The organism is Aeromonas sp. ASNIH2, assembly GCF_002934795.1.
Lineage (GTDB): Bacteria > Pseudomonadota > Gammaproteobacteria > Enterobacterales > Aeromonadaceae > Aeromonas > Aeromonas caviae.
The window spans coordinates 2834879-2855227 of the sequence record NZ_CP026406.1 but is presented as its reverse complement, the minus strand read 5'-3'; the positions used below and the strand labels follow the sequence as shown (position 1 = coordinate 2855227).

The 20349-nt window shown below is 60.8% G+C and carries 21 protein-coding genes; 6 read left to right on the top strand and 15 right to left on the bottom strand.

All coding sequences use genetic code 11. The features are described 5' to 3' along the window. Positions 1–8: 8 nt before the first annotated feature. Positions 9–1289, top strand: a complete 1281-nt coding sequence (locus C3F36_RS13605) for an HlyC/CorC family transporter (protein WP_010673081.1) — start codon at positions 9–11, stop codon at positions 1287–1289. A gap of 101 nt (positions 1290–1390) precedes the next feature. Then, positions 1391–2728: an IS4-like element ISAeme15 family transposase gene (locus C3F36_RS13600; RefSeq protein WP_104454934.1), complete on the top strand. Its 1338-nt coding sequence runs from the start codon at positions 1391–1393 to the stop codon at positions 2726–2728. A 31-nt stretch (positions 2729–2759) separates the two neighbouring features. Here the strand turns inward: C3F36_RS13600 and C3F36_RS13595 are convergent, their stop codons facing one another. After that, a complete protein-coding gene (locus C3F36_RS13595; RefSeq protein WP_039039978.1) occupies positions 2760–3227 on the bottom strand; it encodes an Rrf2 family transcriptional regulator in 468 nt (155 codons plus the stop codon). Positions 3228–3338: 111 nt separating this feature from the next. Between C3F36_RS13595 and hmpA the strand changes: the two genes are divergently transcribed. Further along, positions 3339–4532 carry an NO-inducible flavohemoprotein gene (gene hmpA, locus C3F36_RS13590; protein ID WP_104455238.1) on the top strand — a complete coding sequence of 398 codons (1194 nt, stop codon included), beginning with the start codon at positions 3339–3341 and terminating at the stop codon, positions 4530–4532. An 82-nt stretch (positions 4533–4614) separates the two neighbouring features. Here hmpA and C3F36_RS13585 read toward each other — a convergent pair whose 3' ends face one another. From C3F36_RS13585 to C3F36_RS13555, 6 genes are all read right to left on the bottom strand, one after another. Further along, positions 4615–5205, bottom strand: a complete 591-nt coding sequence (locus tag C3F36_RS13585; protein ID WP_029313773.1) for a tetratricopeptide repeat protein — start codon at positions 5203–5205, stop codon at positions 4615–4617. 396 nt (positions 5206–5601) lie between these two features. Further along, positions 5602–6537 (bottom strand): malate dehydrogenase, encoded by a 936-nt coding sequence (gene mdh, locus C3F36_RS13575; protein ID WP_010673076.1) that lies wholly within the window; start codon positions 6535–6537, stop codon positions 5602–5604. A 242-nt stretch (positions 6538–6779) separates the two neighbouring features. Then, entirely contained in the window at positions 6780–7442 is a 663-nt protein-coding gene (gene artM, locus C3F36_RS13570; protein WP_010673075.1) for an arginine ABC transporter permease ArtM, read from the bottom strand. A 2-nt stretch (positions 7443–7444) separates the two neighbouring features. Then, positions 7445–8095: an arginine ABC transporter permease ArtQ gene (gene artQ, locus C3F36_RS13565; protein WP_010673074.1), complete on the bottom strand. Its 651-nt coding sequence runs from the start codon at positions 8093–8095 to the stop codon at positions 7445–7447. Between the two features lie 3 nt (positions 8096–8098). Beyond that, positions 8099–8836 (bottom strand): arginine ABC transporter substrate-binding protein, encoded by a 738-nt coding sequence (locus C3F36_RS13560; protein ID WP_010673073.1) that lies wholly within the window; start codon positions 8834–8836, stop codon positions 8099–8101. A 24-nt stretch (positions 8837–8860) separates the two neighbouring features. Next, on the bottom strand, positions 8861–9601 hold the full coding sequence (locus C3F36_RS13555) for an ATP-binding cassette domain-containing protein (protein ID WP_041210949.1): 741 nt from the start codon (positions 9599–9601) through the stop codon (positions 8861–8863). A gap of 200 nt (positions 9602–9801) precedes the next feature. On the opposite strand from C3F36_RS13555, the gene argR reads away from it, so the two are divergent. Next, a complete protein-coding gene (argR, locus tag C3F36_RS13550; RefSeq protein WP_005308670.1) occupies positions 9802–10272 on the top strand; it encodes a transcriptional regulator ArgR in 471 nt (156 codons plus the stop codon). A gap of 79 nt (positions 10273–10351) precedes the next feature. Here argR and C3F36_RS13545 read toward each other — a convergent pair whose 3' ends face one another. The 5 genes from C3F36_RS13545 to glnK all read right to left on the bottom strand — a co-directional run bounded on the left by C3F36_RS13545 (position 10352) and on the right by glnK (position 15661). After that, positions 10352–11257: a Dyp-type peroxidase gene (locus C3F36_RS13545; RefSeq protein ID WP_039039974.1), complete on the bottom strand. Its 906-nt coding sequence runs from the start codon at positions 11255–11257 to the stop codon at positions 10352–10354. Positions 11258–11346: 89 nt separating this feature from the next. Continuing rightward, complete coding sequence (locus tag C3F36_RS13540) at positions 11347–12381, bottom strand: ABC transporter ATP-binding protein (protein ID WP_104455236.1); 1035 nt, start codon at positions 12379–12381, stop codon at positions 11347–11349. 40 nt (positions 12382–12421) lie between these two features. After that, positions 12422–14047 carry an ABC transporter permease gene (locus C3F36_RS13535; protein WP_103857974.1) on the bottom strand — a complete coding sequence of 542 codons (1626 nt, stop codon included), beginning with the start codon at positions 14045–14047 and terminating at the stop codon, positions 12422–12424. 39 nt (positions 14048–14086) lie between these two features. Beyond that, on the bottom strand, positions 14087–15094 hold the full coding sequence (locus C3F36_RS13530; protein WP_104455235.1) for a Fe(3+) ABC transporter substrate-binding protein: 1008 nt from the start codon (positions 15092–15094) through the stop codon (positions 14087–14089). Between the two features lie 228 nt (positions 15095–15322). Further along, positions 15323–15661: a P-II family nitrogen regulator gene (gene glnK / locus C3F36_RS13525; protein ID WP_005332325.1), complete on the bottom strand. Its 339-nt coding sequence runs from the start codon at positions 15659–15661 to the stop codon at positions 15323–15325. Positions 15662–15862: 201 nt separating this feature from the next. On the opposite strand from glnK, the gene arfB reads away from it, so the two are divergent. Together arfB and C3F36_RS13515 are read left to right on the top strand one after the other, a co-directional pair. Then, positions 15863–16279: an alternative ribosome rescue aminoacyl-tRNA hydrolase ArfB gene (gene arfB, locus C3F36_RS13520; RefSeq protein WP_010673067.1), complete on the top strand. Its 417-nt coding sequence runs from the start codon at positions 15863–15865 to the stop codon at positions 16277–16279. A gap of 26 nt (positions 16280–16305) precedes the next feature. Further along, positions 16306–16800, top strand: a complete 495-nt coding sequence (locus C3F36_RS13515; RefSeq protein ID WP_103857996.1) for a methylated-DNA--[protein]-cysteine S-methyltransferase — start codon at positions 16306–16308, stop codon at positions 16798–16800. Positions 16801–17399: 599 nt separating this feature from the next. On the opposite strand, the gene C3F36_RS13510 is transcribed toward C3F36_RS13515, so the two are convergent. The 3 genes from C3F36_RS13510 to C3F36_RS13500 all read right to left on the bottom strand — a co-directional run bounded on the left by C3F36_RS13510 (position 17400) and on the right by C3F36_RS13500 (position 20333). Further along, a complete protein-coding gene (locus C3F36_RS13510; RefSeq protein WP_104455234.1) occupies positions 17400–18596 on the bottom strand; it encodes a NupC/NupG family nucleoside CNT transporter in 1197 nt (398 codons plus the stop codon). A 182-nt stretch (positions 18597–18778) separates the two neighbouring features. Then, positions 18779–19714 carry a LysR family transcriptional regulator gene (locus C3F36_RS13505; protein WP_010673064.1) on the bottom strand — a complete coding sequence of 312 codons (936 nt, stop codon included), beginning with the start codon at positions 19712–19714 and terminating at the stop codon, positions 18779–18781. 82 nt (positions 19715–19796) lie between these two features. Continuing rightward, positions 19797–20333 carry a glutathione peroxidase gene (locus C3F36_RS13500; RefSeq protein ID WP_103857976.1) on the bottom strand — a complete coding sequence of 179 codons (537 nt, stop codon included), beginning with the start codon at positions 20331–20333 and terminating at the stop codon, positions 19797–19799. Between the last annotated feature and the right edge of the window lie 16 nt (positions 20334–20349).

Sequence of the window (20349 nt, the reverse complement as noted above, 5' to 3'; positions counted from 1 at the left end):
AGCCCTTCTTGGACAGTATCTCAACGAGTACATTGCTGATTGTTCTCGTTATCTTGATCCTTTTGTCAGCCTTCTTCTCCAGTTCCGAAACCGGTCTGATGTCGCTCAACCGCTACAAGCTGCGGCATCTGGCCCAGACCAAGCACAAAGCTGCCCGCCGGGTCGAGAAGCTGCTGGCCAGGCCGGACCGCCTGCTTGGCCTCATTCTCATCGGCAACAATCTGGTCAACATCCTGGCCTCCGCCATCGCGACCATCGTCTGCATCCGGCTGTTCGGGGATCTCGGCGTCGCCATTGCCACCTTCGGGCTGACCCTGGTGGTGCTGGTATTCGGGGAAGTCACCCCCAAGACACTGGCGGCCATGTTCCCCGAGCGGATAGCCTATCCTGCCTCCTGGATCCTCAAGGGGCTGATGGTGCCGTTCGCTCCCCTTGTCTGGCTCATCAACAGCATCACGAACCTGCTGCTGAAACTCTTGCGTCTAGAGCACAACAAGGATGACTCCCTCAATTCCGAAGAGCTGCGCACCATCGTCAACGAGGCGGGCAATCTCATTCCCAAGCACCACCAGGAGATGCTGATAAGCATCCTGGATCTCGACAAGATGACGGTGGAGAACATCATGGTCCCGCGCAGCGAGATCTCCGCCATCGACATCAATGACGACTGGAAGATCATACTGCGCCAGCTGGCCCACTGCGCCCACACCAAAATCCTGCTCTATCGCGACAACATCGATGACGTCGTCGGCTTCCTGCACTCACGGGATGCCCTGAGACTGGTCGCCCGGGATCAGTTCAGCAAGTCCAGCCTGCTGCGGGAAGTCGACCCCATCTATTTCATCCCCCAGGGGACCCCCCTCAACGTGCAGTTGGCCAAGTTCCAGCGCAACAAGGAGCGAATTGGCCTTATCGTCGACGAATATGGCGATATTCAGGGGCTGATCACCCTGGACGACATCCTGGAAGAGATTGTCGGTGACTTCACCACCTCCATGACACCGACCCCGAGTGACGAGATCCATCCCCAGCCGGACGGCTCCTTCCTGGTCGAAGGCTCCGCCAGCATCCGCGAGCTGAACAAGGAGATGGACTGGCACCTGCCCATGGACGGCCCACGGACCCTCAATGGCGCCATCCTGGAGTACCTTGAGGAGATCCCCCAACCCAACATCAGTGTCAGGCTGGCGGGCTACCCTATCGAGATTCTCGAAGTGGAGAACAACATGGTGAAGATGGCGAGGATCATGCCGCACCTGTACCGGGACGATTCAGGGTACGAGGATTGAAAAAAGGCTGCCAATGGCACAATGCTGATCAGTTAAGGATCCATTGACCGATCCTTCTGCTGTAGGACAATCCGGAACCAATCACTAGTTCCGGATTTTTTATGTCTATTGCAAACGATCTGAACGATGTTGTTGAGGCATCTGGCGACATGCTGGCTCGGCTGGCCATTTTTGCCGACCATATTCCCGACGAATGGATTACTGCCGCTGCCGCCTTGTCTGAAAAGGCCACTATCCGCCGACGCCGCTTACCTTCTGATATGGTCTTGTGGCTCGTCGTGGGGATGGCCTTTTTCCGCAATGAGCCCATCTCCGAGGTCGCTCGGCGCCTCAACATCTGTGCAGAAGGGTTGGCCAATGATGCCTTGCTCGCGGACAGTGCCCTGTCTCAGGCCCGTCAGCGACTCGGCAAACAGCCGCTCGAGTGGCTGTTCAAACAGTGCGCCGATGTGTGGGGGCGGGAACGTTATCCTGAAGACCATTGGCACGGTTTACAGGTCTTTGCCATCGATGGGGCCCTGTTCCGAACCCAGGATATGCCTGAACTCAGAGCACATTTCGGCTCGGGTAACACCTCAACCAACCGGCAGACACCCTACCCGATGCTGCGGTTGGTCACGCTCATGAATGTCCGCTCGCATGTCATTGCCAACGCGGCCATCAGCCCGTACCGCAAAGGGGAAATCCCCCTGGCCAGCGAGTTCATTCACTCATTGCCGGACAAGTCAGTGACCCTGCTGGATAAAGGCTTCTTCGGTGCCGACCTGTTGCTGCGTATTCAGGCCGAAGACACCGACCGTCACTGGCTCATCCCGGAACGCAAGGGGCTGGTATACACGGAACTTGAGCGCTATGGCGACGGTGACCGTCTGTTGCAAATGACGGTCTCGCCTCAGGCTAGCAAGAAAAACCCGGCGTTGCCGACACACTGGCAAGTTCGCGCAGTGACCTATGAGGTGGCAGGCAAGGAGAAAACGGTCTTTACCTCCCTGCCCGTGGCGCGATTCAGTGCAGCTCAGGTGGCGACCCTGTACCACGAGCGCTGGGAAATCGAGCTGGGATACCGGGATATCAAAAGCGCGATGCAGCACAACGCCATCACGCTGAGAAGCAAGAAAGTGAACTTGGTCTATCAGGAGCTGTGGGGATTGCTGCTTGGATACAATCTGGTCAGGCGGGAGGCCAGCCAGGCCGCCGTAGCCCATCAGCGAGCGCCCAATGAGGTGAGCTTTAAGTTTGCCTGTCAGTTCATCGCGAACCAGATGGCAGTGATGGCGGGCGCGTTATCGCCAGCCCATACGCCACGGAGGTTGGCGGAGTTGCGGGGCTGCATAGGCGTCATGTTCATAGAAAAACGCCCCAGGCCATCGAGACCCAGGGCGGTGAAGATATCAAAGACCCGTTTTCCGGTAAATCGCAATGCGGCTCCGCTTAAGTGAACAGCATTGTGCCAATGGCAGCCTTTTTGTTTCACTCGCTCTCGTCATCCGGCTCCAGCACCAGAGTGGGGATGAGCTCACCGAACACCTGCTGCAACTCGTCACGGTTTGCCAGCAAATCCTGCAGCGTATAACCATCCATCACCGCGAGGAAGGCGTTCATCGCCTCCTTCAAGGCACTCTTGAGCAGACAGACGGAGACGATATGGCAGACCGGGGAGCTGCAGTCGATCCCGTCCAGATTGCCTTCCAACGCCCGGATCACTTGCCCGATATTGATCTCGTCGGGGGAGCGCGCCATGCGGATGCCACCATTCTTGCCGCGTTGTGACTGCAGATAGCCCAGTTTTACCAACTGGTTCACCACCTTCACCATGTGGTTGCGGGATACGTCGTACAAGGCGGATACCTTGGCCACGCTCGACAGTTCCCCCTCCGGCAGGGTAGCCAGATAGAGCAGGGCCCTCAATCCAAAATCGGTATAGCTCGTTAGTCTCATAGTGCCTGTAGCGCCTAGCGCGAAGAATTGATGATTGATCCAGATCAATTAAACATTTAGGATGCAACTTAATAAGTAACATTCCAGATGTTCAATTAGAAAGGACCTCCTATGTTAGACCAAGCCACCATCGCCGTCATCAAGAGCACCATTCCTTTGCTCGAATCGGCGGGCCCTGACCTCACACGGCACTTTTATCAGCGCATGTTCAGCCACAATCCCGAGTTGAAGGATCTCTTCAACCTGGCTCACCAGCGTAGCGGGGGACAGCCCTTGGCACTGTTCAGTGCGGTGGCGGCCTATGCCAGGAACATCGACAATCTGGGGGCCCTGGCCGGAGCCGTTGAACGCATCGCCCACAAACACACGGGTTTCCTGATCCAGCCGGAACAATATCACATTGTGGGTAGTCATCTCTTGGCCACGCTCAAAGAAATGGGTGGCAACGCTGTCACGGAGGAGGTCCTTACCGCCTGGGGCAAGGCGTACGGTGTGCTGGCCGACATCTTTATCGGCCGGGAGAGCGAGCTCTATCGGGAGAAGGCAAGCCAGGACGGTGGTTGGCAGGGAACCCGCCCTTTCATCATCAAGGAGAAGCGTCAAGAGAGTGAACTCATCACCTCTTTCGCCCTGGCACCCCTCGATGGCAACCCCGTGTTGCGTTTCAAACCGGGGCAATATCTCAGTATCAAGCTGGTTCATCCCGCCCTCGAGCATCAGGAGATCCGCCAGTACTCCCTCTCGGACGCCCCCAATGGCCGCGACTACCGCATCAGCGTCAAGCGCGAACCCAGGGGGCAGGCCTCCAACCTGTTGCATGATCATCTTCACATCGGTGACACGGTCGACATCATGCCGCCGGCCGGCGACTTCTTCCTGCAAGAGGTGACAGACACGCCTGTGGTGCTGATCTCCGCCGGTGTCGGCCTCACCCCCATGCTGAGCATGCTCAACCACTTGCTGGCCGAGGGCCCGGATATGGATATTCGCTGGCTTCACGCCTGCGAACACGGCGCCCACCACGCGTTCAGGGACGAGATCCGGGCAAAGAGCAGGCAACACGGAAAACTGGAGAGCCGGATCTGGTATCGGGAGCCGAGGGAGCAGGATGTCAAAGGAGAGGATTACGACTTCAGCGGCACTCTGGCACTGGAGCAGGTCACCGACCTCATTCCGGCCAACGCCCACTACTATTTCTGCGGCCCTGTCCCGTTCATGAAAGCAGTCAAAGCTCAGCTGGAGAATGTGGGCGTGCCTGCAGGGCGGATGCATTACGAGGTCTTCGGCCCCCATCAGGGCCTCTGATCCCTCCCCTGACCGGGAAAATGCACAAGGCCCACAAGCACAGCTTCGTGGGCCTTGTAATATCAAAGCGGGCTACCAGAACTCAGTGCATCGCCTTGGCACGGGCGATGGCATTGGCGGGCATCCGGTTGCCGAGCCGGCTGAGCAGGCTCGCCGCCTTCTGGTGCATGGCCTTGTCGCCGATGACGGCGCCGTGCAGCCAGTGATACGCCTCCTCGTAATCCAGGGGACTCCCCATGCCCTGCAGCAACATCTCCACCCACTCCATCTGTGCCCGCAAGAAGCCGAGGCTCGCGGCTTCCCGCATCAGGGTCTCGGCCCTCACCAGATCCTTCTGAACCAGGATCCCCTTCCAGTAATAGCGGCCAAGCTGTTCCAGCGCCGGCGCCAGCCCCTGGTTGGCGGCCTCCCACATGTACTGCACCCCGATCTGGGCGTCCGGCTTGGTGCAAACCCCCCAGGCCAGCATGTCCCCCCAGAGGAACTGATAGGCAGGGATCTTCATCACCGAGGCCCGCGCCTCGATATCCTGGGTGAGCTGGCACCTGTCCTGCTTCACCCGGGCCAGATGGCGCCCCTGCTCTATCCAGTTGAGCAGTTCGTCCTGGCGATAGAGCGGCACGGCCTGCAACTCTCCCGCAGCAGCGGATGCCTGTGTCGTCGCCCTGGGCAGCGGCGCAGCTGCCGGTGCGGACGGTACAGGTTCAGATTCGGATGGCGCCCTGGCTGGCGCAGCTGACACAGGGAGGGATGGCGTGGCGACAGAAGAGGCTGGCGTCAGGGCTGGCTGGGCTGATGATGAGGCCGGTGACAAGGGTGCAGACGCCGCGGATGGCGGCGCGGCTGCAACCGCCACCGCCTGGGTGGGCGCGGCGGCCGAGGTGGGCTCCGCACCCTGCAAGGGGAAGCTGCACACACCGATAATGGCGATGAGGGTTCTTGGTTTTATCATAGGGATCTCCTGCTGCCTTCTGTTATCGGCAGCCAGGGCCATCTCCTTAGCCCGCTACACCCAACCCCGAAAATGACAAAGGGGAGCCTGGGCTCCCCTTGCGGTCGACGTATAGACTTACTTGACGAAGTCGACGCCCAGCTGGATGTCAGCCTTCAGGGTGGCCAGCATGCTGTCCATCGCTTCCTGCTCGAAGGCGCTCAGCTTGCCGTAGTCCAGCACGGTTTCGACACCGTTCTTGCCGAGCAGCACCGGCTGCGCGAAGAAGGTGGCGTGCTCACCGTTGCCTTCCACATAGGCACACTCGATGACGTTGGCTTCCCCTTGCAGACCCTTGATGAGCGACAGACCGAAACGGCAGGCTGCCTGACCCATGGAGAGAGTGGCGGAACCGCCACCGGCCTTGGCTTCCACCACTTCGGTACCGGCATTCTGAATGCGCTTGGTCATGGCAGCCACTTCCTCAGCGGTGAAGCTGGCGCCTTCAACCTGGGAGAGCAGCGGCAGAATGGTCACGCCACTGTGACCGCCGATGACGTTGACACGTACCTTGTCAACGTTCAGGCCCTTGGCTTCGGCCACGAAGGTCTCGCCACGGATCACATCCAGGGTGGTCACGCCGAACAGGCGACGCTTGTCATAGACACCGGCTTTCTTCAGCACTTCGGCGGCGATGGCGACCGTGGTGTTGACCGGGTTGGTGATGATGCCGATCAGTGCTTTCGGGCAGGAAGCAGCACACTTTTCCACCAGGTTCTTGACGATACCGGCGTTGATGTTAAACAGGTCGGAACGGTCCATGCCGGGCTTGCGCGCCACGCCGGCAGAGATCAGCACGACATCGGCGCCGACCAGAGCAGGGCTCGGATCTTCACCGCAGAAACCTTTTACTTTCACGTCAGTCGGGATGTGGCTCAGGTCCGCCGCCACGCCCGGAGTGACCGGGGCAATGTCATACAGGCTCAGTTCGGAACCGGCAGGCAGGCGGTTTTTCAACAGCAGAGCGAGGGCTTGGCCGATGCCACCGGCGGCACCCAGAACGGCAACTTTCATGATCAACTCCATGTCTAAGCGTAGGTTTAAGGTTGTTTCTAGTTGGGTTAACGCTGATTCTTATTGTGCGCCTCACCTTAAAGGATCCCCTCCTAAAAAACAATCTGATAACAGTTGTAATCACGGGTTCTGTGAGCCAGGGAACAAGCGGCGATGAAAGCGGAGAGGAATATGCGATAAATGGGAGGAAAGACACAGATTTCCTGTGCTTCCCTCATCATTAAGAGGTAAATGTGACTGCTTCAGGACTGGAAAGCCAGTGCCCGACGCTCACACCAGCGGAAACCAATTGTTAACAATCCATTCATGGTCAGATAGAGCGCTCCGGCCACGGTGAACACCGCCAGGGTGTCATAGGTCTGGGCGTTGAGACGCTGGGCCAGCCCCATGATGTCCATGATGGTGATGGTACTGGCGAGCGAACTCCCCTTGAGCACCAGGATCACCTCGTTGGAATAGGCGGGGACCAGCCGACGGGCGGCATGGCGGGTCTTCATCCACAGGGTCTGTCCGGCCGAGAAGCCGAGCGCACGGCAGGCCTCCACTTCACCGGCGGGGATGGCGTCGAGCGCCCCTTTGAACAGCCGGGTGGAGTAGGCTGCGGTATTGAAACCGAGCGCCAGCACGGCGCAGAACCAGGGTTGCTTGAGCAGCGGCCAGAGCGGCCCCGCCTTGAGCCATTCAAACTGGCCAGGCCCGTAGTAGATGAGGAAGATCTGGATGAGCAGCGGCGTACCGGTAAAGACCAGTACCCAGAGCTGCACCAGCTGGGTCGCCACCGGAATGCGACGCTCCAGCACCCAGGTCATGCCGGCCGCCATCAGCACGCCCAGCAACAAGCTGAACGCGGTGAGCTGCAGGGTGATCGCCAGCCCTCCCAGCAGGGTCATCAGGTAATCCTGCATGGTCAGCCTCCGTAACGGCGGGTATAGCGGGACGCCTGCTTCAAACCGAATTCACTCACCAGACTAATAGCCAGATAGATGAGGGCGGCAGCGGCGTACCAGGTGAAGGGTTGATAGGTGCTGGCCGAAGCCATCTGTGCCTGACGCATCATCTCGTTCACCCCGATGAGGGAGACCAGAGCGGTGTCTTTCAGCAGCACCAGCCACTGGTTGCCGAGCCCGGGCAGGGCGTGACGCCAGGCCTGGGGCAGCACGATGCGAAAGAAGGTGTGCCCCTTGCCCAGGCCGAGCGCCTGCGCCGCCAGCCGCTGCCCAGGGGGCACCGCATTGAGGGCGGCACGCAGGGTCTGGGTGGCGTAGCTCGCAAACAGCAGGGAGAGCGCCAGCACACCGCAGGCGAACGGGCTGAACTCCACATACTCCCCGGTGATGAGGAACAGCACCTGGGTCGAGCCGAAGTAGATGAAGAGCACCACCAGCAACTCGGGCAGACCACGAATCAAGGTGGTCAGGGTGGCCACGGGCCACACCAGCCAACGCTGCTTGCTCAACTCAGCCGCACTGAATGCCAGTGCCAGCACCATGCCACCGACCAGGGATGCCAGGGCCAGCCCGAGGGTCATCCAGGCTGCATCCAACAACAGGCTCAACATGGCTTACTGCGCGAAGTACTTGTCATAGATCTTCTGATAGGTGCCGTTGGCCTTGATCTCGGCCAGCCCCTTGTTCAGCTGGGTCAGCAGTTCCTGGTTGCCCTTGGCCACCGCGATGCCAAAACCGGTACCGAAGTACTTGGCGTCGGTCACCGGGGTACCGACCACGGCGTATTCCTTGTGCTGCTTGAGCCAGTCGGCGGCCACCGCCGTATCGGCAAACACGCCGTCAGTACGGCCATTCATCATGTCCAGGAAGGCGCTCTGGTAGCTGGCGTAGGGCACGGTCAGCAGACCCTTGCTCACCCAGTTGTCCACCAGATAGGACTGGTGAGAAGTGCCGTTCTGCACGCCGACTGTCTTGTCCACCAGATCGTCCGGCCCCTTGAAGGTCTCTTTCTTGGCGACGAACACCGCGGAGTTCTCGTAATAGATGTCGGAGAAGTCGACCTGGGCGGCCCGCTCCGGCGTCACGTCCATGGCGGCGATGACGGCATCATAGCGACGGAACTTGAGGCTGGGGATCAGGCTGTCGAAGGCCTGGTTGTGGAAGCTGCACTCCAGCTTGGCCTGCTCGCAGACAGCGCGGGCCAGATCGATGTCAAAGCCCTGGAACTCGTTCTTGTCATCCAGGTATTCGAACGGCGCATAGGTTGCCTCGGTGGCGAACTTGATCTCTTTGGCCAGCACAGAAGTGCTCAGCAGACCCATGGCGGCGATCAGCAACAGACTCTTTTTCATGACAGCTTCCTTATCGACTCAATATCAATGCATCAAGAATTCGGCAAACCGGCTGGTTTGCGGGGACTGGAAGATGGCGGCGGTGCCGGATTCGATGATCCGCCCCTTCTCCAGATAGATCACCTGACTGGCCACCTTGCGGGCGAACTCCACCTCGTGGGTCACCACCACCTGGGTGATGCCGGTCTGGCTCAGAGTGCGGATGATCTCCGCCACCTCTTTGGTAATTTCGGGATCCAGGGCAGCCGTCGGTTCGTCAAACAGCAGCACCTGGGGATCCATCATCAGGGTCCGGGCAATGGCGACCCGCTGCTGCTGGCCACCGGAAAGCCGTGCGGGCCAGGCGTCCCGTTTGTCGGCCAGTTGCAGCTGGGCCAGCAAATAGGCCCCTTTCTCGATGGCCGCGTCGCGGCTCATGCCGAGCACCTTGACGGGCGCTTCAATCAGATTCTCCATCACGGTGAGGTGCGGCCACAGATTGTACTGCTGGAACACCATGCCCACCTTGCGGCGCAGCGCCTGTGCCTGACGGTTGAATTCGGCAGTAGAGAGGCTGGACGGGAAAGAAAATTCACAGTCTGCGATGCGCAACACACCGGCATCCGGCGTGTCCAGCAAGTTCATCATGCGCAGCAGAGAGCTCTTGCCTGCCCCGCTCGGGCCCAGCAATACCAAGGTCTCGCCGGGAGCAGTCCGAAAGCTCACCTGCTGCAGTACCGGCACCTTGTGCCAGGATTTTTCGATGCCGATTAATTCGATACCCATACAGCCCAATTGAATAAGTTTTCAAAATTTCGTCCTGATTCTAGCGCCAGCATAAGTTGATGCAAGCTATATTTGAATCAATATGCAGAACAAGCGCCGCTTCCTTGCCAAAACAGGCATATGAATGCAAAATAGCAGCGCTGTTCGTATCTGCCGCCTGAGCGTGACAGGCGGTCACTCCCCTCATTCGTGAGTCCAAGATGAAACATAACGACAAGCAAGAAAAACTGGCCAAGGCCTTTAAAGCCTTGCTGAAAGAGGAGCGTTTCGGCTCCCAGGCAGAGATAGTGACTGCCCTGCAAGAGATGGGCTTCGAGAACATCAACCAATCCAAGGTCTCGCGCATGCTGAGCCGCTTCGGCGCCGTTCGCACCCGCAATGCCAAGATGGAGATGGTCTACTGTCTGCCGGTGGAGCTGGGCGTGCCCACCACCTCCAGCCCCCTCAAGAACCTGGTGCTGGATGTCGACCACAACGGCGCTCTGGTGGTGATCCACACCAGCCCCGGCGCAGCCCAGCTGATCGCCCGCCTGCTTGACTCCCTCGGCAAGGCCGAAGGGATCCTCGGCACCATCGCCGGTGATGACACCATCTTCATCACCCCGACCAGCGATACCGACATCGAGGAGCTCTACCTCTCCGCCCTCGAGCTGTTCGAGCAGACGCCCTGATCCGGTCGCCTTGGGCGATCCGCACAAAAATCCCGGCCTTGGCCGGGATTTTTTGTTTTGAGCGGTCGGCAGGCCGGGCTTATTTGCCCTCGGCCACCAGAAAATCGACGGAAGGGGCGAAGAAGGCCGCGCCGGTCACCGCCCGGGTGAAGCGCAGCAGGTGATCGAAGTGGCTGCCTTCCCCTTTGTACATGCTGGCCAGCATGGCGTTGAAGTGCAGCGGCGTGCGGCAGCAGGAGATGAAGTAGAGCCCCTGCTCGCTCATGGTGCCCCAGGGCATGCTCTGGCGCAGGATCTCCATGGACTCCCCCTTCGGGGTCTTGAGGTTGACCCGCTTGATGTGGGAAGTGAGCGGCTTGTCGGCGGACTCGTATTCGATGTTGTCGACTTTGGTGCGGCCTATGATGTCTTCCTGCTCCTTCAGGGCCAGCTTCTCCCAGTCGCTCATGGCGTGGACCCAGCGCTGCACGTGGATGTAGGAGCCACCGGCGAACTCGCCGCCGTCCAGCAACGCCACCACGGCGCGGTGCTCATCCTGCGGGTTCTCGGTGCCGTCGACGAAACCGGTCAGATCCCGGCAATCCTGGTTGCGAAAACCGCGGACTTCCTCGGCCAATTCAACAAGCCCGGCCAGAAGGGCCATGACGCGATGACCGGCATGATGCAGCACGTCCACCCGATCAGCACGCAACTGCACGAACAGATCGAACGGGGTATTGGGGGCCTCCTGACCGTTGGCGGATTGCGCCATGAAACCGCGGAACTGGGGCGGCCGGGCGGCAGGATAGAGATCATCCCAGGCGTCGGCCCCGACGGCGACCAGACCGCTGAAGGCAGCATCGGGGAAGTCGGCGCTCACCGCCTCCCAGAGTGCTGGCAGGCTGGCCAGGCGGGAGGTCAGGGCAGCGGCGTCACCGGTGCGATTGAACATCAGATAGAGGGCGTGCAGATTCGGCTCTGCGCAGATCCCGGCTTGGGCTTTCATGTCTCTCTCCAAGTGCGTTGGCTATGGGCGTGGCGCGATTATAAACCAGCGCGCTTCCAGTTCATTGATTTCACGACAATACCACGCACTCAGGGCAAGGGGTCAAACAACACCAGGGCATGAGGCGCCACGGTCACCCGCGCGCGCTCCCCTTCCAGAGGCTCACCGATGCTGGCTTCCAGTTGCTGGCCGCCACACTCCACCAGTACCCGGCAGTGATGGCCCAGGAACTGTTGCTCACGCACCCGGAGCTCACCGTCATCCGCCGCCGTCAGCGCCAACTGCTGGGGTCTGAGCATGAGCTGCAGCCGCTCCCCCACCGCGCGGCCATGGGGCTCCTGACCGCAGATGGTTCCAAGGAGGGTCTGCACGCAGTGGCTGTCCACCACCTCGGCCGCCAGATAGTTGACCCCGCCGAGAAACTCCGCCACGAAGCGGTTCCCGGGGCGGCGATAGAGCTGCTCCGGCTCCCCCACCTGCTCGATGCGACCGGCGCGAAACAGGGCCAGCCGATCGGCGAAGGCGAAGGCCTCTTCCTTGCTGTGGCTGACGAAGATGGCGCCAATGCCCTGCTGTTTGAGCAGGGTGCGGATCTCGAGGATCAGCTTCATCCGCACCTGGGTGTCGATGTTGGAGAAGGGCTCGTCCAGCAGCATCAGGCGCGGCTTGCACACCAGGGCGCGGGCGATGGCCACCCGCTGCTGCTGGCCGCCGGAGAGCTGATGGGGATAGCGCTCCCCCAATCCCTGCAGGTTGACCAGCGCCAGCGCCTCTTCCACCTGCTGCAGGCGGCTGCCGCGATCCTGCCCGGTCAGGCCGAAGCCGACGTTCTCGGCCACCGTCAGGTGAGGAAAGAGAGCGTAATCCTGGAAGATCATGCCGATATGGCGGGCCTCCGGCGGCACACTCACGCCGGGGGCATCGAGCAGGGTCTCTCCCAGCCGGATCTCCCCCTGGGCCAGGGGCAGCAGACCGGCCACCGCCTTGAGCAGCGTGGTCTTGCCACAGCCGCTGGCCCCCAGCAGACAGACGATCTCGTTGTCGGCCACCTGCAGGGAGAGCTGCTCCAGCACGGGGCGGCCATTGTAGTGACAGCTGACCTTCTCGATATTCAGGCAGGACAAGGTTCTTTTCCTCTCGCGTAGTGATGCCGGACGGGGCCGCTCAATGGCCTGGACCATCCAGGGTACGGTTTATCCACAGCAGGGGAATCAGCCCCACCAGCACGATGACGATGGCACCGAGCGCCCCCCGCTCCAGCATCTCGTCCGAGACGAACTGATAGACGTGGGTCGCCAGGGTTTCGAAGTTGAACGGCCGCAGCAGCAGGGCGGCGGGCAGCTCCTTCATGGATTCGATGAACACCAGCATGGCGCCGGCAAAGAGGCCGCGGCGTACCAGCGGCAGGTGAATGCGACGCAGCATGCCGCCCGCCCCCTGCCCCAGAGAGCGGGCCGCCATGTCGAGGCTGGGGGAGATCTTGCTCATGCTGCTCTCCACCGACCCGATGGCGATGGCGACGAAGCGCACCAGATAGCCGAACACGATGGCGGTGAGGGTGCCGGTCAGGAGCAGACCGGGGCCCGGCATCCCGAGCCACTCGGCCAGATCGTTGATGCCAAAATCAAGGGCCGTGAGCGGCACCAGCACGCCGATGGCCAGCACGGTCCCCGGCATGGCATAGCCCATGGCGGCGAGGCGCAGGGGCAGCAGGCTGCGAGTCCCCCCATCGAGGCGACGGAAGAAGCCGAGCAGCAGGGCAATGGCCATGGCCAGCAGGGCGGTCAGGGCCGAGATGGCGAGGCTGTTGCCCGCAAAGCGCACGAATTCGGGCGTCCACGACAGCGCGAAGTAACGCACCCCGTAATCGAGCAGGATGACGAACGGCAGGGCAAACCCCGCCAGCACCAGGCCCCAGCACCAGAGCCCGGCCAGCACGCCCCTCAGGCCCCCGAGGGGGTAACGCAGGGGCTGCTCGAAGCCCATGGACTTCTGGAACACCTGCTGGCGCTGGCGGGAGCGGCGCTCCAGCGCGATGAGCAGCACCACCGCCAGCAGCATCAGACAGGAGAGCTTGGCGGCGGTCGCCAGGCTGCCGTAGCCGAGCCAGGTGTCGTAGATGGCGGTGGTCAGGGTGTTGATGGCAAAGAAGTGGACGGTGGCAAAGTCCGCCAGAGTTTCCATCGCGACCAGAGATGCCCCCACCATGATGGCCGGGCGGGCCAGGGGGAGGCTCAGGCGGCGAAAGCTCTGCCAGGGGGTGCAGCCGAGCAGACGGCTGGAGTGAATGAGGCTGACCGACTGCTCCAGGAAGGAGGCCCGTGCCAGCAGATAGACATAGGGGAAGAGCACCAGCGCCAGCACCCAGGCGGCGCCCCCGAGGGAGCGAATGGCCGGGAACCAGTAGTCGGTCGGTCCCTGCCAGCCAAACAGGGCACGCAGCCCCGCCTGCAGCGGGCCCGAGTAGTCGAGCAGGTCGGTATAGACGTAGGCAACGATATAGGAGGGCATCGCCATGGGCAGCATCAGCGCCCATTGCAGGGCGCGGCGCCCCGGCACCTCGCACATGGCCACCAGCCAGGCGGTGGGCACTCCGAACAGCAGGCTGAAGCAGACCACCCCCAGCACCAGGCCGGACGTGTTTCGCAGATAGTCCGGCAGTACGGTATCGGCGAGGTGGGCAAACAGTTCCCCATCAGCCGAGAAGGCGGAGAAGACCAGGGCGAGTACCGGCAAACCCAGCAGCAGGGCGGTGGCCCAGCTGCCGGCAATCCATCCAAAATGTTTCATGAGTCCACAGAAGTTGATGGGGCCGTTGGCCCCATCTGATTACAAGTCGAATTTCACTTCATCCAGCAGTTGCAAGGCGTCCTTGCGGTGCTTGGCATAATCGCTGACCGGCATGGGGTCAGACTTGAACGTGCCCCAGGACTTGACCATGGCAGAAGGCTCGACCCCCGCCTTGACCGGGTACTCGGCATTCACATCCGCATACATGTGCTGGGCGGTATCCCCGGAGAGGAACTCCATCAGCTTCTGTGCTGCGTCCTTGTTCTTGGCATACTTGGTCATGGCCACGCCGCTCACGTTGACGTGGGCACCGCGATCACCCTGGTTCGGGAAGTTGATTTCCACCGCGTCGGCCCAGGACTTCTGCGCCGGGTCCTTCAACATGGCACCCAGGTAGTAGCTGTTGCCCAGGGAGACATCACAGATGCCGTCCTTGATCGCCTTGACCTGATCACGGTCGTTGCCCTGGGGCTTGCGCGCCAGGTTGGCCTTGACCCCTTCCAGCCAGGTCTTGGTGTCCGCCATGCCGTGATGGGCAATCATGGACGAAACCAGCGTCACATTGTACTCGTGCTTGCCGCTACGGGTACAAATTTTTCCTTTGAATTCAGGCTTGACCAGATCTTCGTAGCGGATGGTGTCGAGCTTGCCAAGACGCTCCTTGCTGGAGTAGATGGCACGCACCCGGGTGGTCAAGGCGAACCAGCGGTTGTCCGGATCGCGATAGATGGCGGGGATGTTCTCCTGCAGCGTCTTGCTGTCCACCGGCTGCACCAGGTCCTTGTCCACCAGCTCGGTCAGACGGCTGATGTCCACGGTCAGCATCAGATCGGCCGGAGAGAGCTTGCCTTCCCGTTCCAGACGCTCGTTCAGCCCCTCTTTGGCAAACACCACATTGACCTTGATCCCGGTCTCCTTCTCGAACTGCTGGATGATGGGCTTGATCAGCTCATCCTGACGGTTCGAATAGACGTTTACCTCCTGGGCGGCGAACGCCGACTGGGCGACAAGCGTGGAGAAAGCCAGTGCCAACATCTTCATTTTCATCATCCGTTCCTTGTCTGCGTAAAGAGTGATAACCATTTTCGTTTGCATTCTGCATGAATCGGGAGGAGAGGATCAAGGCTGTTTGCTGGGTTGGAACGATCTATTTAATCAGCGGCCAAACAAAAAGACCGGATGGAATCCCATCCGGTCTTTCGACGACCACCCCTTCACACTGTCGGCAGAACCTGCCCGGACCTTTGCCCGACCCGGCCGGGCAAAGGAGCGTACTCAGAGCGCCTCGTCGTCGCTCTCACCAGTACGAATACGCACCGCTTGCAGCAGGTCATAGACGAAAATCTTGCCGTCACCGATTTTGCCGGTATAGGCAGCCTTGCAGATGGCCTCGATCACCCCTTCGACGTTCTCGTCTGCGGTGGCGATCTCCAGCTTTACCTTCGGCAGAAAGTCGACCTGGTACTCGGCCCCCCGGTATAATTCGGTGTGCCCCTTCTGGCGACCAAAACCCTTCACTTCGGAGACGGTCAGGCCTTCCACCCCCAGGTTGGCGATGGCCTCGCGCACGTCGTCCAACTTGAAAGGTTTGATAATCGCAGTAATCAGCTTCATCTGGTTGCTCCCAATCCATGGTATGTCACGAATGGGTCATCAATTCTTGTGCCAAGTATTTTTATCGTTTATTTTCATATAGATAGATATGACACTCTGAGCCAGAAAGGCTCAGGATCACCAAGGAAGCGCATCTCGCCCCATAATGAGGCACCAAGCTGCACCAGACTCCCTTGATGCACCAAATGAGAGCATCACCCCATGTTAGTCATCTCCAACAGCGTGATCATCCCCTGGCATGAACTGCAATTCCAGACCATGCGGGCCCAGGGCAATGGCGGCCAGCACGTCAACAAGACCGACTCCGCCGTCTGGCTGCGCTTCGATTATCGCGACTCCCCCAGCCTGCCGCCGCTCTACAAGGAGGGACTGGAGCGGCTCAGCGACAGCCGGGTTCACGACGGCTTCATCCAGATCAGGGTCGAGACCCATCGCAGCCAGGACATGAATCGCAAGGAGGCCATGAGCCGCCTGACCGAGCTGCTGAAAAAAGCCGCGTGGCGCCCCAAGGCCCGCCACGCCACCAAGCCGACCCGCAGCTCCCAACGCAAGCGGGTCGATGCCAAGAAACGCAAGGGAGAGATCAAATCCACCCGCGGCAAGCCCGTACTGGAGTGACCTGCCACATGCCCGAGGACAAGAGAATGCAGTACAGCTTTTGTGAATGCGCCAAGGGGCCCCTGCTCATCGCCATCGATGGGGCCGGGCTGCGCCACGTGGAATTCATGCAAGGGGAGCGCCCCGTCCTGCCGCAACCGGAGTGGCAGCGGGATGATGCCGCCCTGGCCCCCTTCGTCGAGCAGTTTTCCGCCTACTTTGCCGGCCGCCTGCGGCGCTTCGATCTCCCCCTGGCCGCCACGGGCACACCATTCCAGCAGGCCGTGTGGCAGGCGTTGTGCGACATCCCCTACGGCGAGACCGTCAGCTACCTCCAGATTGCAGAGGCCATCGGCAACCCCAGGGCCGTGCGGGCGGTGGGCGCCGCCAACGGCCGCAATCCCCTCAGCATCATAGTGCCCTGCCACAGGGTCATAGGGCGCAGCGGTGAACTGACCGGCTACGGGGGAGGCATCCCCATCAAGCGCTGGTTGCTGGCACTGGAGCAGGAGACCGCAGACCACTTCGCGCTGACCCCATGAGAGGGTGCGCCTCCTGTCAAATGCGGGTTGCGGGTGCTGGCACCACAGACCACAGGCCACTCGCGCGGATCCTCTGACGAGCGGCATCTCCATCACATACGAGTTGCTGGTCCCAATAGCAGACCGCGTTGCACTGCTCATGACGGGCAACACCCCAATCACATGCTGGTTGCTTGCCATCTTGCAGCATGGTTACGTGATGCGTTGAGCAGGCATCGGGATAATATTCCGACGGAACCGCCCCATGGCAGGAGCATGCCCACCACCCCGATTCATCTTTCCTTTGAGCCGCACAATAAAATAAATCACTGATTATTTATTTCATTTCAGCATCAATCATTTAAAAATCACATTGCAGCAGCATTTTGAAAATGAACACAGTATGAAGAATCGCCTCAGAAGCGCTTCAGAGAGCATCAGGCATCATGGCTTCACACTTGGATGGGACGGCTCATCCCTCATTCAGGTGGCACCCATGTGACGCTTCCAATCTGTCTTTTCCCCGCGCCTCCCCAGAGGCGCTTTTTTTGCCTGCAAGCGGGTGCAAAAAAGCCCGCCGAAGCGGGCAATGACCGGAAGGTGCTGACTTCCAGGGTCTATCAGAGGGCGAGGAACAAGCCTGCCAGGGAGGCGCTCATCAGGTTTGCCAGCACCCCCGCCAGGATGGCGCGCATGCCGTAGCGGGCAATGAAGGACTTGCGCTCCGGCACCATGGCCCCCAGGCCGCCGATGAGGATCGCCATGGAAGAGATGTTGGCGAAACCGCACAGGGCGAAGGTGACGATGGCCTTGCTCGACTCGTTCAAGGTCTGATCCTGCACCAGGGCAATGAAGGCGACGAACTCGTTGATGACGATCTTGGTGCCGATCAGGGCACCGGCCGCCTGGGCCTGATCCCAGGGGACGCCGATGAGCCAGGAGACGGGGGCAAACAGCCAGCCCAGGATGATCTGGAAGCTCAGCTCCAGCCCCACCAGGTCGACGGCCCAGCCCAGCAGGCCGTTGAGCAGGGCGATCACGCCGACGAAGGCCAGCAGGGTCGCCCCCACGGCGACGGCGATGTTGAGACCCGCCATGGCGCCATCGGCGGCCGCTTCAATGACGTTGGTAGCGCGGGGGATCTCCACGTCTTCATGGTGATCTTCCTCTTGCGCGGCGGGCGGCACCAGGATCTTGGCCATGGCAAGCCCGGCAGGGGCGGACATGAAGGCCGCCGCAATCAGGTATTTCAACTCGACCCCGATGCTGGCGTAGCCCACCAGGGTGCCGCCGGCTACCGAGGCCAGCCCGCAGCTCATCACCGCAAAGAACTGGGAATCGGACATCCTGGAGAGATAGGGTTTGACCACCAGCGGCGCTTCCACCATGCCGACGAAGATGTTGGCGGTGGCAGAGAGGCTCTCGGCGCGGCCGGTGCCCAGCAATTTCTGCAGGCCGCCGCCGAGCAGGGCGATCACTTTGGGCATCAGGCCGATGTGATAGAGGATGGCGATCAGCGCGGAGAAGAAGATGATCACCGGCAGCACGTTGAAGGCGAAGATGAAGCCCAGCTTGAACTTGGCCAGCTCCCCGAACAGGAAGGCAATCCCCTCCTGGCCGTAGCCGATGACGCTGCTGACGCTCTCGCTGACACCGTTCAAGACCTGCTGACCGGCGGGCAGCCAGAGCACCAGGGCGGCGAAGAGCACTTGCAGGCAGAGGGCAAAGCCCACTGTTCGCAACGGGATACGACGACGATTATCAGAGCAGAGTGCGGCCAGGGCCAGGATGCTCAGGATACCAAGCAGGGCAATCATGGGGATTCCATCCAGTGAGGCTGAAGATGGGCGCGGATTCTGCTCCCCTCCCCTCACCGCCGCAACCCTGCCGGGTTACAACCCTGTTAGCAAAAACGTTTGCACGATATCGGTTGCGCCAACTGACTGATTTGAAACAACTTTGAAACCGCACTCACGCCAGTGTTCTTGTATGGAAACGATTATTCCTCGGTGCCGGACAATTTCCCCCCGAGCCAGGGTGCGAGTCGCTGCGCCCAGTAGGGCCCGGGTCCGAAGCTCTCCTTGAGGAAGTCGATGAACAGCCGGATCTTGGGATCCAGATGCTCTCGCCTGGCATAGACGGCGTGCACCGCCATCTTCTGGTTCGGTTGCCACTGGGGCAGCAGAGGGATGAGCTGACCAGATTGCAGCTCCTTGTCCAGCAGGTAGTTGGCCACATAGGCGATGCCGAGCCCGGCCAGGGCGGCGTCCCGCACCGCTTCCGCCAGATCCACCCGATAGTTGCCCGCCACCTGCACCGTCTGGCGCTCCTTGCCCTGGCGAAATGACCACTCGTGGTAGCGCCGCTCCCGGCTCTGGTAGGTGATGCAATTGTGATGGGCCAGATCCCTGGGGTGCAGTGGCGTGCCGTGACTCAGCAGATAATCCGGCGAGGCCACCAGCACGAAACCGATGTCTGCGAGTCGCTGCCCTACCAGGGACTCGGGTTTGTCCTCGTAGGTGGTGATCCAGAGATCCAGCCCCTCATCCACCAGATTGGTGCGGTGATCGAACAGGGACACCTCCAGCTCCAGATCCGGATAACGTGCCTGAAACGCCTTGAGGCGCGGGATCACGTGCAACCGCCCGAAGGATTGACCAACCCCCAGATGGAGCACACCGCTCACCTTGCCACGGCGCTCCGCCACCATGGATTCCGCCTCCAGCGCCACCGCCACCAGAGCGCGGCAGTGGCGGGCATACTCCTGACCCAGTTCGGTGAGCCCGAAACGGCGGGTAGTGCGCTGTACCAGCTGGGCGCCGAGCGCGGTTTCCAGCAGGGCGAGCTGCTTGCTGATGTGGGATTTGGAAACCCCGAGGCGGCGCGCAGCCGCCGAGATGCCCTGTTCACGAACCAGGGCATCGAAGATCACCATTTGGGGAAGACGTTGCAGCACGGTGTCACCGGAGTGGATGGCGGGGCCGCATTATTCCAGAGCGGCCCGCCATGGGGTAGGGTCAGTGCCCCAGGGCATCGATGATCTGCTGTTTGAGAGGATCATCCGACGGATTCTGGTTGGCGCCATAGCTCGCAATCAGCTTGCCGTCCCGCCCGACCAGGTACTTGTGGAAGTTCCAGTTGGGCGCATCACCGTCGGCAGCAGCGGTCAGCCCCTTGAACAGCGGCACCGCATCCGAACCCCGCACCGCCACCCGGTTGAACATGGGGAAGGTCACCCCGTAGTCCCGGCGGCACACCTCGGCGGTTTTGTTCTCGTTGCCCGCCTCCTGCCAGAAATCGTTGGAAGGGAAACCCAGCACCATCAGTCCCTTCTCCTTGTAGCCCTGATAGAGGGCTTCCAGATCCCGGAACTGACCGCTGTAACCGCAGTAGGAGGCGGTGTTGACCACCAGCACCACCTTGCCCTCGGTCAACTGGCAGAGGTTGTGGCGCTGGGTGCTGTTGAGCTCCCGCATCTCCACGTTGAAGTAATCGGGGCAGGCGGCAGAGACCGCACCCGAGCCGAGCATCAGCAGCAGGGTGAACCATTTCATCGACGTGACTCCCATT